The sequence below is a fragment of the Rhizobium sp. NRK18 genome (genome assembly GCF_024385575.1).
Classification (GTDB): domain Bacteria; phylum Pseudomonadota; class Alphaproteobacteria; order Rhizobiales; family Rhizobiaceae; genus JANFMV01.
The window spans coordinates 2,070,942-2,091,313 of record NZ_JANFMV010000001.1; the positions used below are offsets into that span (position 1 = coordinate 2,070,942).

Sequence of the window (20,372 nt, forward strand, 5' to 3'; positions counted from 1 at the left end):
CGGGAACGGCGTCGGCCTAGATGCGGGCGCGGACGTAGGAGCCGGGTGCTTCCTCGATCGCGTTCATGTGGCCGCCGCCGGGCTGGCGCGCCGGCACCTGCTTGTCGTTGTGGCTCCTGATCCAGCTATCCCAATGCGGCCACCAGGATCCGGGCGTCTCCTTGGCGTTGGCGAGCCAAGCTTCGAGATCGCCGACCGGTTCGCCGTTCGTCCAGTACTGGTACTTCTTCTTGTCGGGCGGATTGACCACGCCGGCGATATGGCCGGAACCCGACAGTACGTATTCGACCGGCCCGCCGAAGAACTGGCAGCCATGGAAGACGGATTTCGGCGGCGCGATATGATCTTCCTTGGTCGCCAGATTGTAGACCGGAATCTTCACGTCCTTCAGCGACAGCTTGTAGCCGGCCAGCACCATCTTGTCGTTGGCAAGCGTGTTGTCGAGGTAGCAGTTGCGCAGATAGTAGGAATGGTTGGCAGCCGCCATGCGGGTGGAATCGGAATTCCAGTAGAGCAGGTCGAATGGCGTCGGTTCCTGGCCGCGCAGGTAGTTGTTGACGAAATAGGGCCAGATCAGCTCCTGCGAACGCAGCATGTTGAACGCCATCGCCATCTTCGAGCCGTCCAGATAGCCGTTCGCCATCATCTGCGTCTCGATGGTTTCGAGCTGCTCCTCGTCAACGAACACCTTCAGGTCGCCGGCATAGGTGAAGTCGACCTGAGTGGTGAACAGCGTTACCGTCTTGATGCGGGTGTTCTTCTCGCGGGCATGCAGGGCAAGGGTCGCCGCCAGCAGCGTACCGCCGACGCAGTAGCCGATGGCGTTGACGCCCTTTTCGCCGGTCGACGTTTCGACAGCCTCCAGCGCGAAATCGATGCCTTCGCGGATGTAGGATTCCCAGTTCTTCTGCGCGTGGCGTTCGTCCGGATTGACCCAAGAAATGACGAAGACCGTATGGCCCTGGTCGACACACCACTTGATGAAGGATTTCTGCGGATTGAGGTCTAGAATGTAGAACTTGTTGATCCATGGCGGCACGATCAGCAGCGGTCGCTTCAGCACCGTCTCGGTCGAAGGATTGTACTGGATCACCTGGCAGACATCGCTCTGCGCGATCACCTGTCCGGGCGTCAGGGCCATGTTCTCGCCGACCGCGAACTTGCTGGCATCCGTCTGCCGCATGCGCAGGTCGCCCTTGCCGGCCTTGATGTCCTCGGCGAACATCTTCATGCCCTTGACGAGGTTCATGCCGCTGGAGGCCACCGTCTCGCGGTAGACTTCCGGATTGGTGACGGAGAAATTGGCCGGAGACAGCGCCGCAACGATCTGCGCCACATAGAACTGCGCCTTGTGGCGGGTGTGCTCGTCCAGTCCTTCGGCATCGGTGACGAGCTTCGCTGCCCAGTTGGACACCAGTTGATACGCTTCGCGCAGGAAGCTGTAGAAGGGATTGGAGTACCAGTCGTCGAAAGCAAAGCGCTTGTCCTTGGACGGAGCGGGCGGGGCCGTTTCCTGACCCTGCATGCGCTGCATCGTCTGCATCCAGATGCCAAAGAAACTGTTCATCAGCATGGTCTGGGCTTCAAGCGTCCGCTTCGGGTCGGCAACCCAGTATTCGACGACCTTGGACAGGGTCTTGACCATGTCGGCCATCGGTTCGGCGACGACGTCGGCGACCTCGCCACGCTCGCGCGGGCCGATCCATTCGGTTGCGGCTTCACCCAGATTTTGCAGCGCGCGGGCGATGTTCATCGCCATGCCTTCGGGGTCCTTGACGACAAAAGGCTCTATGTCGATGGAGCCGGGAGCCTCTCGGTCACCGTTTTCACCTCGCGCAGTGCGCCCTCCATCAGCCAATCCCGATTCCTCCCGAACAACGCATTTTCTTTTGGCTTTTTACATTCTGCATGAAAAAGAATACAAGCGCTAGGCATCCCGCCATTGCAGTTGCCCGCGTCTTTTCGCTAATAGACATCAACAGGGTGGTGCGGGGGTGCACCGGAATCGATGTTGAAGGAATTTCTGTGACCTACCGTTCGATGTCACTCGGGGCCAGATTTTTGCCCGTTGCAGTCCTGGGTTTCGGGCTGATCAGCGGCTGCAGCGCCTTTCCGCTGGAAGATCTTGCATTGCGCAAGCCGCCACCGCCGACCATTTCGGCCCGTTCGGCGCAACAGGCGGCCGTGATGGACAAGGACGGTTATCCCAACATTTCGACACCTCTGGTGGCCGCCAATTCGCAGATGACCGACGGCGACGCCGCGGCCCTGCAGGCGCAACTGTCTGCGCTTGGCCAGCAGCGCAAGGCCGGCACCTTGAGCGAGGCGCAGTACCAGGCGAAAGTTGCCGAACTGCGCAAGCTGGCGCAGACGCACGGCACGAATATGGAAAGCCAGATCCAGCAGTAGGCAAGATTTCTCGTTCGCATGCGCCACGGGTCTTGCGTTTCAGACATTTTCGCCGCAAAGCACTGTGCCGAAAAGCGGCGCGGGCCACAAATTCGCCAGCGTCGATGCGTTCGAATGCACTTCATGCTACCCTGTTTTTGAACCCCGTTGCCGGGTAGCGTCGAGAAGGAAAGGAAAACGGGGATCGCCGGCGGCCGGCTGAGCCGCAGATTTCCATGAGGAACGATGATGGAAGAATTTCATAAAGTCCGGCGTCTGCCGCCCTACGTTTTCGAACAGGTCAACCGTTTGAAAGCGAGCGCGCGAGCGGGCGGAGCGGACATCATCGACCTCGGCATGGGCAATCCGGATCTTCCGACCCCGAAGGCGATTGTCGACAAGCTCTGCGAAGTTGTCCAGGACCCGCGCACGCACCGCTATTCCGCCTCGAAGGGCATTCCCGGCCTTCGCCGTGCGCAGGCGAGCTACTATGCCAGCCGTTTCGGCGTGAAGCTCAATCCGGATACGCAGGTCGTCGCCACGCTCGGTTCCAAGGAAGGCTTCGCCAACATGGCGCAGGCGATCACGGCGCCCGGCGATGTCATTCTCTGCCCCAATCCGACCTATCCGATTCATGCCTTCGGCTTCCTGATGGCGGGCGGCGTCATCCGTTCGCTCTCCGTCGAGCCGGACGAGAGCTTCTTCGGACCTCTGGAGCGCGCCGTGCGCCACTCCATCCCGAAGCCGTTGGCGCTCATCCTCAACTATCCGTCCAACCCGACGGCCTATGTCGCGACGCTCGACTTCTACAAGGACGTCATCGCGTTCGCCAAGAAGCACGATATCATCGTGCTCTCGGATCTGGCCTATTCGGAAATCTACTTCGACGGCAATCCGCCGCCGTCGGTTCTGGAAGTGCCCGGCGCAATCGACATCACCGTCGAATTCACCTCCATGTCGAAGACCTTCTCCATGCCCGGCTGGCGCATGGGCTTTGCCGTCGGCAACGAGCGGCTGATTTCGGCGCTGACCCGCGTGAAGTCCTATCTCGACTACGGCGCCTTCACGCCGATCCAGGTTGCGGCCACCCACGCGCTCAACGGCGACGGCAGCGACATCGCCGAGGTGCGTTCGATCTACAAGAAGCGCCGCGATGTGCTGGTCGACAGCTTCGGCAAGGCCGGCTTCGAGGTGCCGCCGCCGGCTGCCACCATGTTCGCCTGGGCGAAGATCCCGGAAAAATTCCGCCATCTCGGCTCGCTGGAGTTCTCCAAGCTGCTCGTCGAGAAGGCGGATGTCGCCGTCGCGCCCGGCATCGGCTTCGGCGAGCAGGGCGATGAGCACGTCCGCATCGCGCTCGTCGAAAACGAACATCGCATTCGCCAGGCGGCGCGCAACATCAAGCGCTTCCTGTCGACGGCGGACGACACGTTGCACAATGTCGTCTCGCTGAACGCCCACCGCTAAGTCCACCACCCTCCGACGGGCGGCCGTCCGGCCGCCCTTCAGCCCAAACGTCAGGAATACCCAATGGCAGATGCCCTGAAGATCGGCATTGCGGGCCTCGGCACCGTCGGTGTCGCGCTTGTCCGAATCCTCCAAAACCGTGCCAACCAGCTTGCCGTAACCTGTGGTCGTCCGATCACGATCACGGCAGTCTCGGCCCGCACGCGCGACAGGGACCGCGGCATCGACATTTCGACGTACAGCTGGTTCGACGACCCGGTCACGATGGCAAAGGACGCCGATATCGACGTCTTCGTCGAGCTGATGGGCGGCGAGGGCGGTTCGGCCCATGCCTCCGTCGAGGCCGCACTTGCGCGGGGTCTCCACGTGGTGACAGCCAACAAGGCACTGCTGGCCCGCCATGGCGTGGCGCTGGCAAGACTCGCTGAAGAGCAGGGTGCGCTTCTCAATTTCGAGGCCGCCGTCGCCGGTGGCATTCCGGTCATCAAGGCGCTGCGCGAATCGCTGACCGGCAACAACATCTCCCGCATCTACGGGATCATGAACGGCACCTGCAATTACATCCTGACCCGGATGGAGAAGGAAGGCCTGTCGTTCGAAGCCTGCCTCGCCGAGGCCCAGCGTCTCGGCTATGCCGAAGCCGAACCGGCGTTCGACATCGAAGGCAACGACACGGCGCACAAGCTGGCGATCCTGACGACGCTCGCCTTCGGCACCGAGATTGCCGCAGACGAGATCTATCTCGAAGGCATCACCAACATCACCATCGAGGACATCAATGCGGCGGCCGATCTCGGTTACCGGATCAAGCTTCTCGGTGTGGCGCAGAAGACGGAGACGGGCATCGAACAGCGCGTCCACCCGACCATGGTTCCGCGCGATTCGGTGATTGCCCAGGTCGATGGCGTGACCAATGCCGTGGCACTTGAAGCCGACATTCTCGGCGAACTGCTGATGGTCGGCCCCGGTGCCGGCGGCGATGCGACGGCCTCGGCCGTGCTCGGCGACATCGCCGACATTGCCAAGAGCCAGCCCGGAGCACAGACCGTGCCGTCGCTCGGCCGGCCGGCCGCGCTGCTTTCGCCTTACAAGCGGGCGGAGATGCGCAGCCATGAGGGCGGCTATTTCATCCGTCTGACGGTCGAGGATCGCACCGGCGTCTTCGCCTCGATCGCCACGCGCATGGCCGAGAACCGGATTTCGCTCGAATCGATCGTCCAGCACTCCAAGGAACCGGTCAATTCGGCCGGCGACAAGACGATCATCCTGGTGACGCACGCGACGATGGAAGAGTCTGTCCGTCAGGCGGTCGCGGCGATCCAGAAGGAAGGCTACCTGCGCGGCGAACCGCAGGTCATCCGCATCGAGCGTCCCTGATCGAGACCGACGGCATTGCCGTTTCGGCCCGTGGCGTGTCCCGCCGCGGGCCGTCTGCATTCGGGCCGGCAACTCTTGCGGTCCGTCAAACCTTTCTAAACTTTAAGTTTTGTTGACTGTGCAACTCTGGTATCGGTCAGAGAGGTGCGTCGGACATCGTCCGAATTTTTCAGAATCAGTTGTTTTAGCCAGGCCCACCGTGGCGCGTGGACATATATGAAGACATCCCATTTCATCTTCGCCGGTCTCGGCCTCCTTGCTGTCATCGGCGGCGGTTACTGGGTCAACAGCCGCTATTTTGGTGCAGAAACGCCGCGCTACATTGCTGCCGACGTCCACAAGGGCACGATCTCGCAAACCGTTCTGGCGACCGGCATCATCAAGCCGAAACAGCTGGTTGCTGTCGGCGCGCAGGTTTCCGGCCGCATCACATCCGTCAAGGTCGCTCCCGGCGACGACGTCAAGAAGGGTGACCTGATTGCCGAGATCGATTCCGCGACGCAGGAAAACAACCTGAAGACCAGCCAGGCGCAGCTCGACTACGCCAAGGCCCAGCGAAACGAAAAGGCGGCGGATCTTCGCAGCGCGGAACTGACGCTCGCGCGCCAGCAATCGATCTACACTCAAAAGGCCGGCTCGCAGGCGGATCTCGAAACGGCCCAGGCCAATTTGGAGGCCGCCAAGGCGCAGGTCGCGGCCATTGATGCGCAGATCGTCGAGTCCCAGGTTGCCGTCGATACCGCCAAGGTCAATATCGGCTACACACGCATTTCCGCGCCGATCGACGGAACGGTTCTTGCCGTCGTCAATCAGGAGGGGCGCACCGTCAACGCGTCTCAATCCGCGCCGACGATCGTCATCCTGGGCGATCTCAGCACGATGACCGTCAGAGCGGAGATTTCGGAGGCTGACATCGTCAATGTCGAGCCCGGACAGAAGGTCTACTTCAACATTCTCGGAGAGCCTGACCAGGAACACGAGGCGACGCTGGCCTCGATCGAACCTGCACCGGAATCGATCACCAGCGACAGTGCCGTCACGACGTCCTCGAGTTCCAGTTCGTCGTCCTCATCCTCCACATCGGCGGTCTACTACATCGGTGTGTTCGACATCGACAACAAGGACCGCAAGTTCCGCACCTACATGACGGCGGAGGTCAAGGTTGTCCTTGCCGAGGCGAAAGACGTGCTGGTGATCCCGTCCTCCGCGCTCGGTACGGCCGGGAAGGACGGCAAGTACAGCGTGCAGGTGGTTGGCAAGGACGGCACTCTCGAACGACGGCAGATCGAGACGGGGCTCAACAACAAGACGCTCGTCGAAGTGAAATCCGGACTGACCGAAGGCGAACGCGTCGTCATCGGCGAGGGGACGGGCGCGTCGGGATCGTCGTCGACGCGGCGTGGTCCACCGGGACCGATGGGGCTCTGATCGATGTCGGACGCAATCATCCGCCTCAAGAGCGTGCGTCGCGAATATCCGGCGGGCGATCAGGTTCTGACGGTCCTCAACGATGTCGATCTGGAGATCGAACGCGGTGAGATGGTCGCGATCGTCGGGCCTTCGGGCTCCGGCAAATCGACGCTGATGAACATCATCGGACTGCTCGACCGGCCGACGTCGGGCAGCTATCAGGTGTCCGGCAAGGAGACGAGCCTTCTCGACCCGGACGAGCGGTCCGCGCTACGGCGTGAACATTTCGGTTTCATCTTCCAGCGCTATCACCTTCTCGGCGAACTGTCGGCCATCGGCAATGTCGAGGTCCCGGCGATCTATGCCGGCCGGGCGCGGCGAGATCGGCTATCGCGGGCGGGTCAGCTTCTCGACCGCCTTGGCATGCACGAACGGCTCGATCATCGGCCGGGGCAGCTCTCCGGCGGACAGCAGCAGCGTGTCTCGATTGCCCGCGCGCTGATGAACGACGGCGACGTCATCCTGGCGGACGAACCGACCGGCGCGCTCGATCAGGCCAGCGGTGACGAGGTTCTGAAAATCCTCGACGAACTCAACCGCGATGGCCGGACGGTGATCATCGTCACGCATGACATGAATGTCGCCCGCCGCGCCAATCGCATCATCGAGATCGCCGACGGGGTCATCATCGGCGACAGCCGCAAGGCGGCGGATGCGGCTGCCGCGGAGACAAAACGGCCGCAGAAGGCCTGGGCAAGCGGCGCGCGCTCGGCGTTCGGCGCCACGCTGGACCGGTTCCGGGAGGCCTTCTTCATGGCGCTTCTGGCGCTGAAGGCGCATCGCCTGCGCACCTTCCTGACGATGCTTGGCATCATCATCGGCATCGCATCGGTCGTTTGCGTCGTGGCGCTCGGCGAGGGATCGCAGCGCAAGGTGCTGGAGAATATCGCCAGCCTCGGAACCAACACGCTGGAAGTCTTTCCAGGCTCCGGCTTCGGTGACGTGCGGTCCGGCCGGGTGACGACGCTGGTCGTCTCGGATGCGGATGCGCTGGCCCAGCTGTCCTATGTGGCGGCGGTGACCCCGACGGTGTCGACCAGCAGCACGGTGCGTTTTCGATCGACGGTCGCCAATGCGCTCGTCAACGGTGTGGGCGCCCAGTATTTCTCGGTCAAGGGATCCAAGCTCGTCGATGGCCGGTTCTTCGACCAGAGCGATGTCAATGCCATGTCGCAGAACGCCGTGATCGATGAGGACACCGCCAAGGCGCTTTTCGCCGACAGCAACGTCGATCCGTTGGGCCAAGTCGTGTTCATCGGCGACGTGCCCTGCCGGATCATCGGGGTGATGGCGGCAGACCAGAGCGGTTTCGGCGGGCGCAACAATCTCTCCATCTATCTGCCCTACAGGAGCGTGCAGGCGCGCTTCCTCGGCAGCATGTCGCTGCGCAGCATCACAGTCCGCGTCGCCGACAATACGGACACGAGCGTGGCCGAGAAGGCCGTCACCGATTTCATGACGGCCCGTCACGGAACCAAGGACTTTTTCATCCTCAATACCGACGACATTCGCCAGACGATCACATCGACGACCGAGACGCTGACGCTTCTGGTGGCGGCGATCGCCGTCATTTCGCTGATCGTCGGCGGGATCGGGGTGATGAACATCATGCTGGTGTCCGTTTCGGAGCGGGTCGGCGAAATCGGCGTGCGCATGGCGGTCGGCGCCCGGCGCTACGACATCCTGCAGCAGTTTTTGATCGAGGCCGTTCTCGTCTGCCTGATCGGCGGAGCCTTGGGCATAGGCACGGCGCTCGGCTTCGGCGCCGTGTTCAACGCCGTCGTACCAAGCTTCAGCCTGGTGTTTTCGACGTCGTCGATCGTGCTGGCCTTCGCCTGCTCCTGCCTGATCGGCGTCGCCTTTGGCTTCCTTCCGGCGCGTAACGCCTCGCGGCTCGATCCCGTCGCGGCCCTTGCCCGCTGATCTTTCTCTCGTCGTTGGTGTTGACGGCGGGCCAGGAAACAGCACAAGGAAGGTCAAGCGAAGGGCAGATATGACGAAAGCCATGAACGAACCCGCCGATCCCGTGCAACGGGCCTTTCTCAACGTCGAAAAGTCGGCCAGCGGCCAGCGCTGGGTCTCCCGCCTTGACCAGGCGGCGCAGAACCGCGCGCTGGCGATCGCGCAGGTGCACGGTATCCCGGAACTGATCGCCCGGGTGCTGGCGGGACGGGGTGTCGGGATCGACGAGGCGCCGGCCTTTCTCGATCCGACCATTCGCAACCTGATGCCCGACCCTTCGACGTTGACCGACTGCAACAAGGCGGCCGAACGCATCGTCGACGCGATCCAGCGCGGCGAACATGTGGCGATCTTCGGGGACTACGACGTCGACGGTGCGGCCTCGTCGGCGCTGCTCTACCGGTTCCTGACCCATTTCGGCGTCAAGGCGCATATCTATATTCCCGACCGTATCTTCGAAGGCTACGGCCCCAACCCGCAGGCGATCAACCAGCTGATCGACGAGGGCGCCCAACTCATCGTCACCGTCGATTGCGGCTCGACGAGCCAGGCATCCTTGGAAGCAGCCGCCAAGCGCGGCATCGACGTCGTCGTCATCGATCACCACCAGGTCAATCACGACCTGCCGGTCTGCCATGCGCTGGTCAATCCGAACCGGGAGGACGACCTCTCGGGGCAGGGGCATCTCTGCGCGGCAGGCGTCGTCTTCCTCGTCCTCGTCGCCTGCATGCGGCTCCTGCGCGAGCGCGGTGACAAGCGGATCGGCAGCTTCGACCTTCTCGCCTTGCTCGACCTCGTGGCGCTCGCCACGGTCTGCGATGTCGTGCCGCTGAAGGGGCTCAATCGCGCCTATGTGGTCAAGGGCATGCTGGCCGCCCGGCTGATGTCCAACCCCGGGCTGGCCGCGCTGTTTCGCAAGGCGGGCGTCAATGGTCCCGTGACGCCCTATCATCTCGGCTTCCTGATCGGCCCGCGGATCAATGCCGGCGGACGCATCGGCGACGCCGCGCTCGGCAGCCGGCTTCTGACGCTCGACGATCCGATTGCCGCGGAAGAGGTTGCGGGCGAGCTCGATGAACTCAATCGCGAGCGTCAGGCCATGGAGGCGGTGATGCTGGAGGAGGCGGAGGCGGAAGCGCTGGCAGAATACGGCGACGGCTCCGCCGCATCGGTGATCATCACGGCGCGCGACAACTGGCATCCGGGTATAGTCGGCCTACTGTCGTCGCGGCTGAAGGACCGTTTCCACCGGCCGGCTTTCGCTATCGCCTTCGATCCGTCCGGGAAGGGAACCGGCTCCGGACGTTCTATTGCCGGCTTCGATCTCGGTCGCATGGTGCGCGCCGCGGTCGACGAGGGCCTGCTCGTCAAGGGCGGAGGCCATGCGATGGCGGCGGGATTGACGGTGGAACGAAGCAATCTCGGCAAGCTCCGCCAGTTCTTCGACGAGCGCGCGCAAAAGGTCGTCCCGACACTGACCGACAACCGCACCCTCAAGGTGGACGGCGCGCTCTCTGCATCCGGTGCGACGCTGGAACTTGTGGACCGGCTCGAGACCGGCGGTCCCTATGGATCGGGTCATCCGCAGCCGATTTTCGCGCTTCCGTCCCACCGCATCACCGATGTCCGGGTCGTCGGCACGAACCATGTGAAGATCAGCGCTGCGGCCGCCGACGGCAGCCGGATCGACGGTATTGCCTTCCGCGCGGCTGAGACGCCGCTCGGGCAGTTCCTGCTGAACGGTCGGGGAACGCAGATGCATCTCGCCGGCTCGCTGTCGGCCGATCAATGGCAGGGATCGCGACGCGTGCAGATGCGTGTCGTCGATGCGGCGCGGCCGCTCTGAGATCAGTCATTTCAGGGAGAATCGGGTGGCACGCCCTAGGGGAGTCGAACCCCTCTTTTCAGAATGAAAATCTGACGTCCTAACCGATAGACGAAGGGCGCATGCCGTTCCGCGGAGGCGCCGAACCATCGGCGTCTTGCGGTGTGGCGCCCTTATAGTCAGGGCTTTGCTGCGCCGCAAGGGGAAAAATTCGGCTCAAACGCATTTTTTCGGAGATTTCCGATGACGAATTTCAGGCGTCGATAACGCCAAGATATCAGCGCCGTAGAGCCGTTCGTTAAAGTCAAATACTGAGGGGGAGGAGTGGCACGCCCTAGGGGAGTCGAACCCCTCTTTTCAGAATGAAAATCTGACGTCCTAACCGATAGACGAAGGGCGCATGCCGTGGTCGCTTGCACCCTTGCCGGGCGTCGCGACGTGGCGCCCTTATAGTCAGGTCTCGGGATTCCCGCAAGCGGGATTTCCGATTTTTTTGCAAAAAGATGACAGCCTCTAAGGCGCTTGTGAAATTCCGGAGAAAATACAGAGAATTCAGTGAATTAATGGTTCCCAAAAGATGCCTTCGTCAAAGCTACTTTCGCGAAGCGACGTCGCAGGTCCAGTTCCAGTCCCGCGGCCGTCCGGTGTCGATGTGAATGGACTTGGTGTGGCAATAGGTGCCGACGCCACCGCGATTGGGCAGGGCGCGGGCATATGTGGCGAGATCCCAGTTTGACACGCCCTTCACCTGAATGTCGGCGGCGTCGCAATGGGTATGCAGCGAGCCTTCGACACCGCCGACGCGGCGATTCCTTTCCTTGTCGCGATAGCCGGAGGTCACCAGCACTTTCTTGCCGAAATGGTTTTCGATGTCGTGGATCATGCCCATCAATTCCGGCTTGAAACAGGAGACATCGATATCCGGCGTCTGGATGGCCAGGCCGTTGGCGGCGATCCGCGTCATGCCGGACAGCGAAACCAGGCGGGCGAGGCCGCGCGGCTTGTCGTCCTCCTCCGAATCCTCATCGACCGCCAGGCGGGTCGAGAGTTCCGGATGGGTTTCCTTCGGCGATTCGATCTGCAGGCTCTGATAGAGGCCGGGAGAGCTGGCATAGGCATGCTCCGGCATGGAGTAGACCTGAGCGAAGAAGGATCGGGTGCCGGTTTCGGGCGCATAGGAGGCCGCCTGCACCGGCTGCGCGCCCGGTCGTGCGTTGGCGAATATGCTCATGGCGGAGGCGTTGATCGCGGTCGGCTGCATGACCACCTCCTGGAACGACGGCGCCCGATCGGGGGCCGCAGCCGGTACGGACGCTGTCTGGAGCGTGTCGGTTGCGGCCTCTGTCCCGGCCAGATTCGGCGTCTGCAGCCGAGCGGCATTCTCGGCGTTTTTGGTGACGTCGGCGCTGCTGCCCGTCTCGGCCGCGTCGGCGTCTGCGGCCTGCGACAGCACCGAATCGACGTCAGTCTTGCCGGATGTCGTGCAGGCGCTCAAGGGCGCAATCGACATCAGGATCGCCAGGCCGCCAAGCAGAGGGCGACGGGTCGGAATGGAAACTGGATTCGGCCGCACCTTGAAGAAATCCCCGCAAAACAACACATGGCCGCCTCCATTCCTTGCCGGATATGAAGGCGGCCAATGCAGTTGAGCATGCAGGGCTTGCGTTAAACTGTGCGGTTTGAAGCGGTTCGTCTCGGCAAGCGCCGATGCGAGCGATTGTTACCAGCTGCCGGTGTTCGGCATGGAAGCCCAGGGTTCCTGGGAAGGCAGGGCTTCCGTCTTCTGCAGGATCTCGATCGAAATGCCGTCCGGCGAGCGGACGAACGCCATGTGGCCGTCGCGCGGCGGGCGATTGATCGTCACGCCATTGTCCATCAGCTTCTGGCAGAAGTCATAGATGTTATCGACCTCATAGGCGAGGTGACCGAAATTGCGGCCGCCGGTGTAGTCTTCCGGATCCCAGTTGTAGGTGAGCTCCAGGCAAGGCGCCTTGTTTTCCTTGGCGGCGGGCACGTCACCCGGCGCGGCGAGGAAAATCAGCGTGAAACGGCCCTTTTCGTTTTCGATCCGGCGGACTTCCTCGAGCCCGAACAGCTCGCAGTAGAAACGCATTGATGCGTCGACATCCTTGACCCGGACCATTGTGTGCAGATAGCGCATGACCTCTCCCTTTGTTCGTTGCAACGCATATTTGGTCGCAAATCAGCTTCAGGCAAGGCATGGTCCATAAAAAGCCCATGGGATAATTGCAATCTGGGGCTTGCGCCCTATGGTTAACCGGATGTTAATCTCGTCTGCAAGAATCAAAATTGCACGTATCCTTTATTGTGGTAACGCGTATTCGAGGGGCTGACTAAGGCATGGCTGACAGGATTTCATCCAAAGGGATACCGCAGCTTGAAGATCTTGCGGGCGAACCGGTAGACCTCATCGAAATCACCGGCGTCGTTAAATGGTTCGACGTCGCCAAGGGATACGGCTTCATCATCCCGGACAACGGCATGCAGGACATTCTCCTGCATGTGAGCTGCCTCAGACGGGACGGCTACCAGACGATCCTCGAAGGCACGCGCATCGTGGCGCTGATCCAGAAGCGCGACCGCGGCTTCCAGGCCTTCCGCATTCTCTCCATGGACCAGTCGACGGCGGTGCATCCTTCGCAGTTGCCGCCGGTCAAGACGCATGTGCAGGTCACGCCGACGAGCGGCCTCGAACGGGCGATCGTCAAGTGGTTCAACCGCACCAAGGGTTTCGGTTTCCTGACGCGCGGCGAGGGCACCGAGGACATCTTTATCCACATGGAGACGCTGCGCCGCTTCGGTCTCACCGAATTGCGTCCGGGCCAGGTGGTGCTGGTGCGCTTCGGCGACGGCGACAAGGGTCTGATGGCTGCCGAAATCCATCCGGACATGCCCAATCCGGGCAGCCGCGCGCACTGATGCGGCTCCTGTCCAGAACGCTTCTGCATTTCAGCGCCGTCATGGCGCTGTTTTCATTTGTGCTGGTCGCTTCGAACTTCACGGCCAGCGCCGGCGGCACGCGGGCGCTTAAGATTGCCCGCGCCGGCGGCGGTACGGTGACGTTCCAGGTCGAGATCGCCGCCACCCAGGCCGAGCGTGAAAGGGGCCTGATGGAACGCAAGACGCTCGACGAGAGCGCCGGCATGCTCTTCGATTTCGGCACGACGCGGATGGTCTCGATGTGGATGCACGACACGCCGCTGCCGCTCGACATGCTGTTTATCGACAAGGACGGCAGCATCCGGACCATTGCCGAGAACACCGAACCGTATTCCGACACGATCATTCCATCCGGTGAGCCGGTCGCCTACGTGCTGGAGATCAATGGCGGTGCGGCGAAGCGGGCAGGGGTCACCATCGGCGACAAGGTCTTGTCCGGTCTGCGCTGACGGTCGAAAATATTCTGTGCTCTCAATGTCCGGCTTGCAAAGCGCCCGGCCATTGTTCATAAGGCAGCCATTGGATGGGTGTCCGAGTGGTTTAAGGAACCGGTCTTGAAAACCGGCGTGCGGGAGACCGTACCGTGGGTTCGAATCCCACCCCATCCGCCAATAATGCTTTAGATTTAGCAGCTCACATCTTTTTAAGTATGACGCCTTCGACCGTAGCCATCGTATTCTGCCTTACGGCTCTTTTCTAACCTGCAGAATCGACGATTTGGGAATCATGGTCACGCGATGGCTGGAAGTGTCATAGAAGATTAAATAATCCACACTTGATCTGATATACCTAGCAGCCGATGGTATTCTTTCGGACAGTTCAAAATGCACATCTTCTGTCGAGGTGCCATTGGTTGCGATCTGGTGGTCGAAAAATGCTGTCTGAACGCCCGAAAACGCCATCAAAAGGACGAATATTAGCGCATATCCATTTGGATTGCGTTGAATTCCAAAAAGACGCAGTGCAGTCATGAAAACCACTGGTATATAATATCCCAACAGCGTTATGAATCCAGTCCTAATCTCCCCATTTTCATCGAGAAAAATATATAATACATATCTTCCAATTATAAATATAAAAATTGATAATATTACTATTATTATCAATGTGATAATTGTTTCTTTTCTGGCAATTTCTATTGCCTCACCTTCGTCTATGAGAGCGGTGTTTGCAAATAGCAATAGAAACATTGCTAGAAAAATGGACTTCAAAGACAAGCCAATCTCAAAATAGTCTGCGGCCTTGAATGGCGAAAAAGCGTGGATATAAAATAAATAATTGAATGTTATAACGTATGAAACGCCTGATGCGCAGCACGCCAGAGTAAACCATGCTGCGTACTGTCCAATTTTCGTAACTTCTATATTTGCTGCGGACAAAATTTAGCCCCACGGGTCGCGGCAACGGCTAGAGAGTAGAAAATAATAGGAAATGCAGGCAAGGGTAATTTTTGTATAGGCGACGATTAGGTCCAGTCGGCTAAGGATACTTTCTCAATCCTCTATATATGTGTGGCAGCGACCTGCGTTCCCTCTTAAACCCCACTGTCTTCTCCGGCCAAGGATTGCGCCCGTCCTTCAGCCAAGCCAGCGTATCTGTCCAGAAGCCGTCCCTGTGGCTGTCGTGGAAGAGGTTGAAGTGACCGATCGCCCGGCGGCCGTAGTCGGCGGGCGAGAGGTGGGCAATCCGGCGGTCCGCAGACGTGTAATAGGCGAGCGTCCGGCGGATGGCGGGCAGGGTGCCGAGTTCGTCATCGGCCATGGCGACGGCAAGGATGGGAGCCTTCACCGCTGCCATGCGTGACAGTACCGCCTCACGCTCCGTCGCCGGATGGCTGCGCTCGAATCGGGGGCCCCGGAACGACCATTCATTGGCAACGCCGGCCGGCAGGTCGTCCAGCCAGCCGAACCGCTTTCCCGGGAAGTAGCCGAGGAGTGCGGTGGCAACCGGCATCACCACATGCCACTTCCAGAACAAGGCGAGGCGCCGGCGCGCCGCATAGTCGCCCCACCAGGCGTATTGCGCGCCCATGGTCAGCATGCGGTCGATGGCTGCGGCGTCTTGCGACAGGCCCGGCAGGAATCCGCCGATGCTGTGGCCGACGACCAGGATCGGTCCGTCCGCTCTGGCGCCGATGACATGTCGCAAGGCGGCGTCGAAATCCTGTTCTCCCCATTCGCGCCAGCGATAGCCGCAGCCGCGCAGGTCTTTCGGCCGGGAGAGGCCGATGCCGCGATAGTCGTAGGTCAGGACATTGAAGCCGCTTTCGGCCAGAAACCGGGCATAGCGATGATAGTAGCGCGCCTGGACCCCGGTGGCCGGATTGATGATGACATAGCCGGCGTTTGCGCCCGTCCGGGCAGGCCATTCATGCCCCGCCAACCGCACGCCGTCACGGCAATGCAACGTCACCGGAATCATCACGTCATCGGGGGTAGCGATCAGCGTTTCGGCCATGGCGCGACGATAGGCACAAGCCTCGCGCATGTATATTCAAGAATAGTCATGAAACCATGAAAAATATTGCCGTCGGAACGCGTTAACCAGGCGCTAACCATAACGGAATTCATGGTCGGCAATTTGGGCGTTCCGTTCTCAATTTTGCCATGTTATAAGGCGTTACATATCGTGATTGCATATTGTAATCGAGTCTTGCAAACTGAGCTTTCGATCGAACGCGCCATGCGGGTGAAGCACCTGATCGGAAAAGAGAATTTCGCGGCAGGGGACAGATAGCATTGCGGATCGGCGGGGTTAAAGGCGGCGCGCATGCGCGATGGCTGGCGGTGGTAGCTATGTGTGCTGCGGCTGCTTCGTGCACGACGACGGAGACCAAGCCGGTCAAGACCGCCGCGACGAAAGAGTATTTTTCCGAGAAGGAATATGGCGTCAAGGCGAGCCCTCGCGTAACGACCGCTTCGGCGAAAATCCCGCGCGGCGGCGGACGGGCGCTTGTCGGCCAGCCCTATCAGGTTCGCGGCAAATGGTACTTCCCCTCGGAAGACGAGAACTACGCCAAGACCGGTCTTGCCTCCTGGTACGGCTCCGCGTTCCACGGCCGCCTGACCGCCAACGGCGAAATCTACGACCAGCAGTTCATTTCCGCGGCTCACCCGACCTTCCCGCTGCCGAGCTATGCCCGCGTCACCAATCTTGAAAACGGTTCTTCGCTGATCGTCCGTGTGAACGATCGCGGGCCGTACCATCCGGGCCGTATCATCGACGTATCCGGCAAGGCCGCCGAGCTTCTCGACATGAAGCAGGCCGGCACCGCCAAGGTGAAGGTGGAATATGTCGGCCGTGCGCCTCTGAACGGCAACGACATGCCCTACATGATGGCCTCGTACGTCAAGAAGGGCGGCCGGGTTCCGCAGGACGGCTTCCCGGGCAATCTGGCCGGCGGCATCATGATGGCCGCCAACAAGATCCTGCCGAATTCGCTGACGCACAGCGAGAACGTGCCGGTTCCGACGCCCGTTCCCTCGTTGAAGGGTGCCCGTCTGCCGGCGGCTCAGCCGTCGTTTGATGCGACTGCCTCCAGCCTCTACACGCAGACCGCCTATGCGGGTCCGACGCCGACCGGCGGTTACAGCGGCGACGTGCCGGTGCCGAGCGCCGAGCCGACGAGCGCATTCGACGAATTCGTGCTCCTGCCGGAGGAAGGCCCCATTCCGCTTGCCCGTCCCGGCGGCTACATGGCGATGACGACATCCGGCAGCAGCATGGTTGCCGGCTATCAGGACGAATCATCGTCAACGTCATCCGAAGCACCGTTTGATGCGGTCATGCGCTCGCAGCCCGGTCTGACGCCGGCCTCGATCATCGCCTTTTACAACAAGACGCAAAACGCAGACGCCGGCAATTGACGTCTTCGGCTGCAGCCCGCATTCTGCCTCACGAATACGGGGGCAGGGCGTAAGCTGAACAATCATGCGACGATGGTGCATTAGACAGATTTGCCGGTTGATGACCGTTCTTGCCGGACTTGCGGTGTTGCCAGGCATTGGGCTTTCCCAGAATTTCGAGACGAAAGCCGACCGGGTTTTGCTGGTCGAAGCGAATACCGGCACGGTTCTCCTGTCGCGCAATGCGGACAGTCCACTGCCGCCGGCCTCGCTTGCCAAGCTGATGACGATGGAGGTGGTGTTCGACGCCCTGAAGAAGGGCGAGATCACGCTCGACACCCAGTTTCCGGTTTCCGAGCACGCCTGGCGGACGGGTGGGGCGCCGTCGCACACGACCACCATGTTCGCGGCGATCAAGTCCCAGATCCGGGTGGAAGACCTCATCCGTGGGGCAACGATCCAACTCGCCAACGACGCGTGCATCATCCTTGCGGAAGGGATGGAGGGATCGGAGGAAAAGTTCGCCGAGCGGATGACCCGCCGGGCCGCCGCCATCGGTCTCAAGAATACCTTCTTCTCCAATCCGACGGGCCTGCCGCATCCCGGCAACCGGACGACCATCAGCGATCTGGTCAGGCTCGCCGAATATCTGAAGAAGACCTATCCCGAATACTATCGCTACTATTCGGAGGAATCCTTCGAATGGAACGGTATTTTCCAGCGCAACAAGAATCCTCTGATCCGGCTCGATAGCGGCGTCGATGGGCTCGGGCTCGGCTATTCCGACGGCTATGGCTACGCCTATGTGGGCTCCATGCAGCGCGACGGACGCCAGCTTTATCTTGCGTTCAGCGGCGTGGCGAGCGAGAAGGACAGGGCAAGCGAGGCGGAGGCGCTGTTCAATTGGGGCATGACCGCCTTCAAGCCACGGCACATGTTCGATGGCGGCGAAGTCGTTGGTCAGGCAAACGTCTATGGCGGCGTTCAGCCAACTGTGGCGCTGAAAGTCGCGAAGCCCCTTGATCTTTACGTCCCCGTCGCCGAAAGCGCCGGCATCCGTGGCAAGATCGATTACAAATGGCCGCTGAAGGCACCGGTCGACGAAGGCGGGGAGGTGGCGTCGCTGCAGATTATCTCCGGCGACCAGGTGCTCGGCGAGGTGCCGCTTCTGGCCGGACAGGCTGTGCGCCGCGGTTCGCTGGAAAGCCGGGCCATGGATGCCGCGAAATCGCTCATATTCTTTTGGATGTAGAAACCGGTCGTTTTCTTCGGCGGTCAGGGCGGGATTGCGTGCAGGACGGTTGCGACGCGATCGCGATTGACGATAAGGATAGCCCAACGACGGGAAATGCGCATTGGCGAACGAACCAGGATTATTCATCAGCTTCGAAGGCGGCGAAGGCGCCGGCAAGTCGACACAGATTCGCCGGCTTGCCGACTGGCTGCGGTCGCGCGGCTTTGACGTCCTGACGACGCGCGAGCCGGGCGGTTCCCCGGGGGCGGAGGCGGTGCGCCATGTGCTTCTTTCCGGCGCCGCCGAGAATTACGGCGTGCGCATGGAAGCCGTCCTGTTTGCCGCCGCGCGCTCCGATCATGTCGAGCAGGTCATCCGGCCGGCGCTGAAACGCGGCGTCATCGTGCTCTGCGACCGGTTCATGGACTCCTCGCGCGTCTATCAGGGTGTCACCGGCAATCTCGAGCCCGAATTCATCGAATCGCTGGAGCGCGTTGCCGTCAACGGCACCGTTCCCGACTGCACCATTATCTTCGATATCCCCGCATCGATCGGGCTGGAGCGGGCCCGCAAGCGGGCGGACGCGGCGGCGGGCAGCCTGCCGGTGGAGCCGGACCGGTTCGAACGCGAGAAGATCGACACCCACGAGAAGCGCCGCGAGGCCTTTCTCGAGATTGCCTACAACGAGCCGGAGCGCTGCCGCGTGGTCGACGCGCAAAGAAGCGAGGAGCAGATCGCCGGCGACGTCCGCGACATCGTCGAGCCGCTGCTCGGTGCGGTAACCCCGGCTGCCGCGCCCCATACGGAAACCGTGCAATGAGCGAAGAGAGCGAGCGTATTCTCGACGGTGCGATCGCGCCGGCGCGCAACACGAAGCTGTTCGGCCATGAGGATGCAGAGCGATTCCTGGCGCAGTCCTATCGGTCCGGCAAGGGGCACCATGCCATCCTGATCGAGGGGCCGGAAGGCATCGGCAAGGCGACGCTCGCCTACCGGTTCGCCAACCACATTCTCACTCACCCCGAACCGGAAAATGCACCGGATCACATCTCCGATCCCGATCCCGACAGTCCGGTGAGCCGTCAGCTTGCCAGCGGCGCGTCGCACAATCTCCTGCATCTCGAGCGGCCCTACGACGAGAAGAGCGGACGGTTCAAGACCGCTATCACGGTCGACGAGGTCCGGCGGGCCGGCAAGTTCTTCGCCCAGACATCGGGCAGCGGCAACTGGCGGATCATCATTCTCGACCCGGCCGACGACCTCAACCGGAGCGCCGCCAACGCCATCCTGAAAATTCTCGAAGAGCCGCCGAAGCGGGCGCTGTTCCTGGTGCTGTCGCATGCGCCGGGCAAGCTGTTGCCGACCATCCGGTCGCGCTGCCTGTCGCTTCGCCTGTCACCGCTCGATGACATGGCCTTGCAGAAGGCTCTGGACCACCTGCAGGTGCGTGTGGAGCCGGGCGCTACCGGCGGCCTTCTGGCGGCTGCCAAGGGCAGCGTATCGGAAGCCCTGAAGCTTCTGAACTACGGCGGTGGCGACATCATCTCGGCCTATCAGGACGTACTGGCGCAGAAAGGACCGGCCGCACGCCAAGCGATGCATCGGCTGGCGGATGCGCTGTCGCAGAAAGGCGCGGACACGATCTATACGTTTTTCACGGCGCATATCGGCGCGGAGCTGATGGAACGGGCCCGTCATGCGGCGCATTCGGGCGATCTCGCGGCAGCGGAGCGGTATGCGACGCTGACGAGCGCCGTCAACGAACAGCTGACCGTTGCCGATGCTTACAATCTCGACCGCAAGCAGACGATCATTTCCGTGCTGGAGGCGATCAGTCAGTGAC

Annotated in this window: 17 protein-coding genes and 3 tRNA genes; 13 read left to right on the forward strand and 7 right to left on the reverse strand. The window is 61.4% G+C overall.

The genetic code is table 11. From position 1 onward, the window contains the following. Window positions 1-16: 16 nt before the first annotated feature. The gene (locus NN662_RS09590; RefSeq protein ID WP_261931920.1) at window positions 17-1,798 is read right to left on the reverse strand and encodes a class I poly(R)-hydroxyalkanoic acid synthase; all 1,782 of its coding nucleotides are present in this window, start codon (window positions 1,796-1,798) and stop codon (window positions 17-19) included. A gap of 263 nt (window positions 1,799-2,061) precedes the next feature. Here NN662_RS09590 and NN662_RS09595 point away from each other — a divergent pair, with 263 nt between their 5' ends. From NN662_RS09595 to recJ, 6 genes are all read left to right on the forward strand, one after another. Beyond that, complete coding sequence (locus NN662_RS09595; protein ID WP_261930055.1) at window positions 2,062-2,409, forward strand: hypothetical protein; 348 nt, start codon at window positions 2,062-2,064, stop codon at window positions 2,407-2,409. 228 nt (window positions 2,410-2,637) lie between these two features. Further along, entirely contained in the window at window positions 2,638-3,855 is a 1,218-nt protein-coding gene (locus NN662_RS09600; RefSeq protein WP_261931921.1) for an LL-diaminopimelate aminotransferase, read from the forward strand. A gap of 63 nt (window positions 3,856-3,918) precedes the next feature. Continuing rightward, window positions 3,919-5,232: a homoserine dehydrogenase gene (locus NN662_RS09605; RefSeq protein WP_261930056.1), complete on the forward strand. Its 1,314-nt coding sequence runs from the start codon at window positions 3,919-3,921 to the stop codon at window positions 5,230-5,232. 216 nt (window positions 5,233-5,448) lie between these two features. Then, window positions 5,449-6,660, forward strand: a complete 1,212-nt coding sequence (locus tag NN662_RS09610) for an efflux RND transporter periplasmic adaptor subunit (protein WP_261930057.1) — start codon at window positions 5,449-5,451, stop codon at window positions 6,658-6,660. Between the two features lie 3 nt (window positions 6,661-6,663). Next, the gene (locus NN662_RS09615) at window positions 6,664-8,625 is read left to right on the forward strand and encodes a MacB family efflux pump subunit (protein ID WP_261930058.1); all 1,962 of its coding nucleotides are present in this window, start codon (window positions 6,664-6,666) and stop codon (window positions 8,623-8,625) included. Between the two features lie 82 nt (window positions 8,626-8,707). Continuing rightward, entirely contained in the window at window positions 8,708-10,510 is a 1,803-nt protein-coding gene (gene recJ, locus NN662_RS09620; RefSeq protein ID WP_261931922.1) for a single-stranded-DNA-specific exonuclease RecJ, read from the forward strand. Window positions 10,511-10,536: 26 nt separating this feature from the next. On the opposite strand, the gene NN662_RS09625 is transcribed toward recJ, so the two are convergent. From NN662_RS09625 to NN662_RS09640, 4 genes are all read right to left on the reverse strand, one after another. Further along, window positions 10,537-10,611: transfer RNA gene (locus tag NN662_RS09625), tRNA-Glu, on the reverse strand. A 203-nt stretch (window positions 10,612-10,814) separates the two neighbouring features. After that, window positions 10,815-10,889 (reverse strand) — tRNA-Glu (locus NN662_RS09630). 192 nt (window positions 10,890-11,081) lie between these two features. Beyond that, window positions 11,082-12,062, reverse strand: coding sequence for a D-Ala-D-Ala carboxypeptidase family metallohydrolase (locus NN662_RS09635; RefSeq protein ID WP_261930059.1), 981 nt, complete (start codon window positions 12,060-12,062; stop codon window positions 11,082-11,084). Window positions 12,063-12,209: 147 nt separating this feature from the next. Next, complete coding sequence (locus NN662_RS09640; RefSeq protein WP_261930060.1) at window positions 12,210-12,650, reverse strand: VOC family protein; 441 nt, start codon at window positions 12,648-12,650, stop codon at window positions 12,210-12,212. Window positions 12,651-12,850: 200 nt separating this feature from the next. Here NN662_RS09640 and NN662_RS09645 point away from each other — a divergent pair, with 200 nt between their 5' ends. The 3 genes from NN662_RS09645 (at window position 12,851) to NN662_RS09655 (ending at window position 14,061) form a co-directional block, all read left to right on the forward strand. Next, complete coding sequence (locus NN662_RS09645; RefSeq protein ID WP_261930061.1) at window positions 12,851-13,429, forward strand: cold-shock protein; 579 nt, start codon at window positions 12,851-12,853, stop codon at window positions 13,427-13,429. Then, on the forward strand, window positions 13,429-13,899 hold the full coding sequence (locus tag NN662_RS09650) for a DUF192 domain-containing protein (RefSeq protein WP_261930062.1): 471 nt from the start codon (window positions 13,429-13,431) through the stop codon (window positions 13,897-13,899). The genes NN662_RS09645 and NN662_RS09650 overlap by 1 nt, the downstream gene beginning before the upstream one ends. 72 nt (window positions 13,900-13,971) lie before the next feature. After that, window positions 13,972-14,061, forward strand: a tRNA-Ser gene (locus NN662_RS09655). 72 nt (window positions 14,062-14,133) lie between these two features. Here NN662_RS09655 and NN662_RS09660 read toward each other — a convergent pair. Both NN662_RS09660 and NN662_RS09665 read right to left on the reverse strand, forming a co-directional pair. Beyond that, window positions 14,134-14,829 carry a hypothetical protein gene (locus NN662_RS09660; protein WP_261930063.1) on the reverse strand — a complete coding sequence of 232 codons (696 nt, stop codon included), beginning with the start codon at window positions 14,827-14,829 and terminating at the stop codon, window positions 14,134-14,136. Between the two features lie 100 nt (window positions 14,830-14,929). Beyond that, window positions 14,930-15,907, reverse strand: a complete 978-nt coding sequence (locus NN662_RS09665; RefSeq protein WP_261931923.1) for an alpha/beta fold hydrolase — start codon at window positions 15,905-15,907, stop codon at window positions 14,930-14,932. Between the two features lie 275 nt (window positions 15,908-16,182). On the opposite strand from NN662_RS09665, the gene NN662_RS09670 reads away from it, so the two are divergent. The 4 genes from NN662_RS09670 to NN662_RS09685 all read left to right on the forward strand — a co-directional run bounded on the left by NN662_RS09670 (window position 16,183) and on the right by NN662_RS09685 (window position 20,371). Further along, entirely contained in the window at window positions 16,183-17,316 is a 1,134-nt protein-coding gene (locus NN662_RS09670) for a septal ring lytic transglycosylase RlpA family protein (RefSeq protein ID WP_410010974.1), read from the forward strand. Between the two features lie 100 nt (window positions 17,317-17,416). Then, window positions 17,417-18,547 (forward strand): D-alanyl-D-alanine carboxypeptidase family protein, encoded by a 1,131-nt coding sequence (locus NN662_RS09675; protein ID WP_261930065.1) that lies wholly within the window; start codon window positions 17,417-17,419, stop codon window positions 18,545-18,547. Window positions 18,548-18,650: 103 nt separating this feature from the next. Further along, window positions 18,651-19,349 carry a dTMP kinase gene (gene tmk / locus NN662_RS09680; RefSeq protein WP_261930066.1) on the forward strand — a complete coding sequence of 233 codons (699 nt, stop codon included), beginning with the start codon at window positions 18,651-18,653 and terminating at the stop codon, window positions 19,347-19,349. Beyond that, window positions 19,346-20,371 carry a DNA polymerase III subunit delta' gene (locus tag NN662_RS09685; RefSeq protein ID WP_261930067.1) on the forward strand — a complete coding sequence of 342 codons (1,026 nt, stop codon included), beginning with the start codon at window positions 19,346-19,348 and terminating at the stop codon, window positions 20,369-20,371. The genes tmk and NN662_RS09685 overlap by 4 nt, the downstream gene beginning before the upstream one ends. Window position 20,372 lies beyond the last annotated feature (1 nt).

What these genes read in the sequence shown, in the direction of transcription:
- NN662_RS09600 (WP_261931921.1), top strand. Translation starts at nt 2,638, where the DNA reads ATGGAAGAATTTCATAAAGTCCGGCGTCTGCCGCCCTACGTTTTCGAA.
- NN662_RS09605 (WP_261930056.1), top strand. Translation starts at nt 3,919, where the DNA reads ATGGCAGATGCCCTGAAGATCGGCATTGCGGGCCTCGGCACCGTCGGT.
- NN662_RS09610 (WP_261930057.1), top strand. Translation starts at nt 5,449, where the DNA reads ATGAAGACATCCCATTTCATCTTCGCCGGTCTCGGCCTCCTTGCTGTC.
- NN662_RS09615 (WP_261930058.1), top strand. Translation starts at nt 6,664, where the DNA reads ATGTCGGACGCAATCATCCGCCTCAAGAGCGTGCGTCGCGAATATCCG.
- recJ (WP_261931922.1), top strand. Translation starts at nt 8,708, where the DNA reads ATGAACGAACCCGCCGATCCCGTGCAACGGGCCTTTCTCAACGTCGAA.
- NN662_RS09640 (WP_261930060.1), bottom strand. Translation starts at nt 12,650, where the DNA reads ATGCGCTATCTGCACACAATGGTCCGGGTCAAGGATGTCGACGCATCA.
- NN662_RS09645 (WP_261930061.1), top strand. Translation starts at nt 12,851, where the DNA reads ATGGCTGACAGGATTTCATCCAAAGGGATACCGCAGCTTGAAGATCTT.
- NN662_RS09650 (WP_261930062.1), top strand. Translation starts at nt 13,429, where the DNA reads ATGCGGCTCCTGTCCAGAACGCTTCTGCATTTCAGCGCCGTCATGGCG.
- NN662_RS09665 (WP_261931923.1), bottom strand. Translation starts at nt 15,907, where the DNA reads ATGGCCGAAACGCTGATCGCTACCCCCGATGACGTGATGATTCCGGTG.
- NN662_RS09675 (WP_261930065.1), top strand. Translation starts at nt 17,417, where the DNA reads ATGACCGTTCTTGCCGGACTTGCGGTGTTGCCAGGCATTGGGCTTTCC.
- NN662_RS09685 (WP_261930067.1), top strand. Translation starts at nt 19,346, where the DNA reads ATGAGCGAAGAGAGCGAGCGTATTCTCGACGGTGCGATCGCGCCGGCG.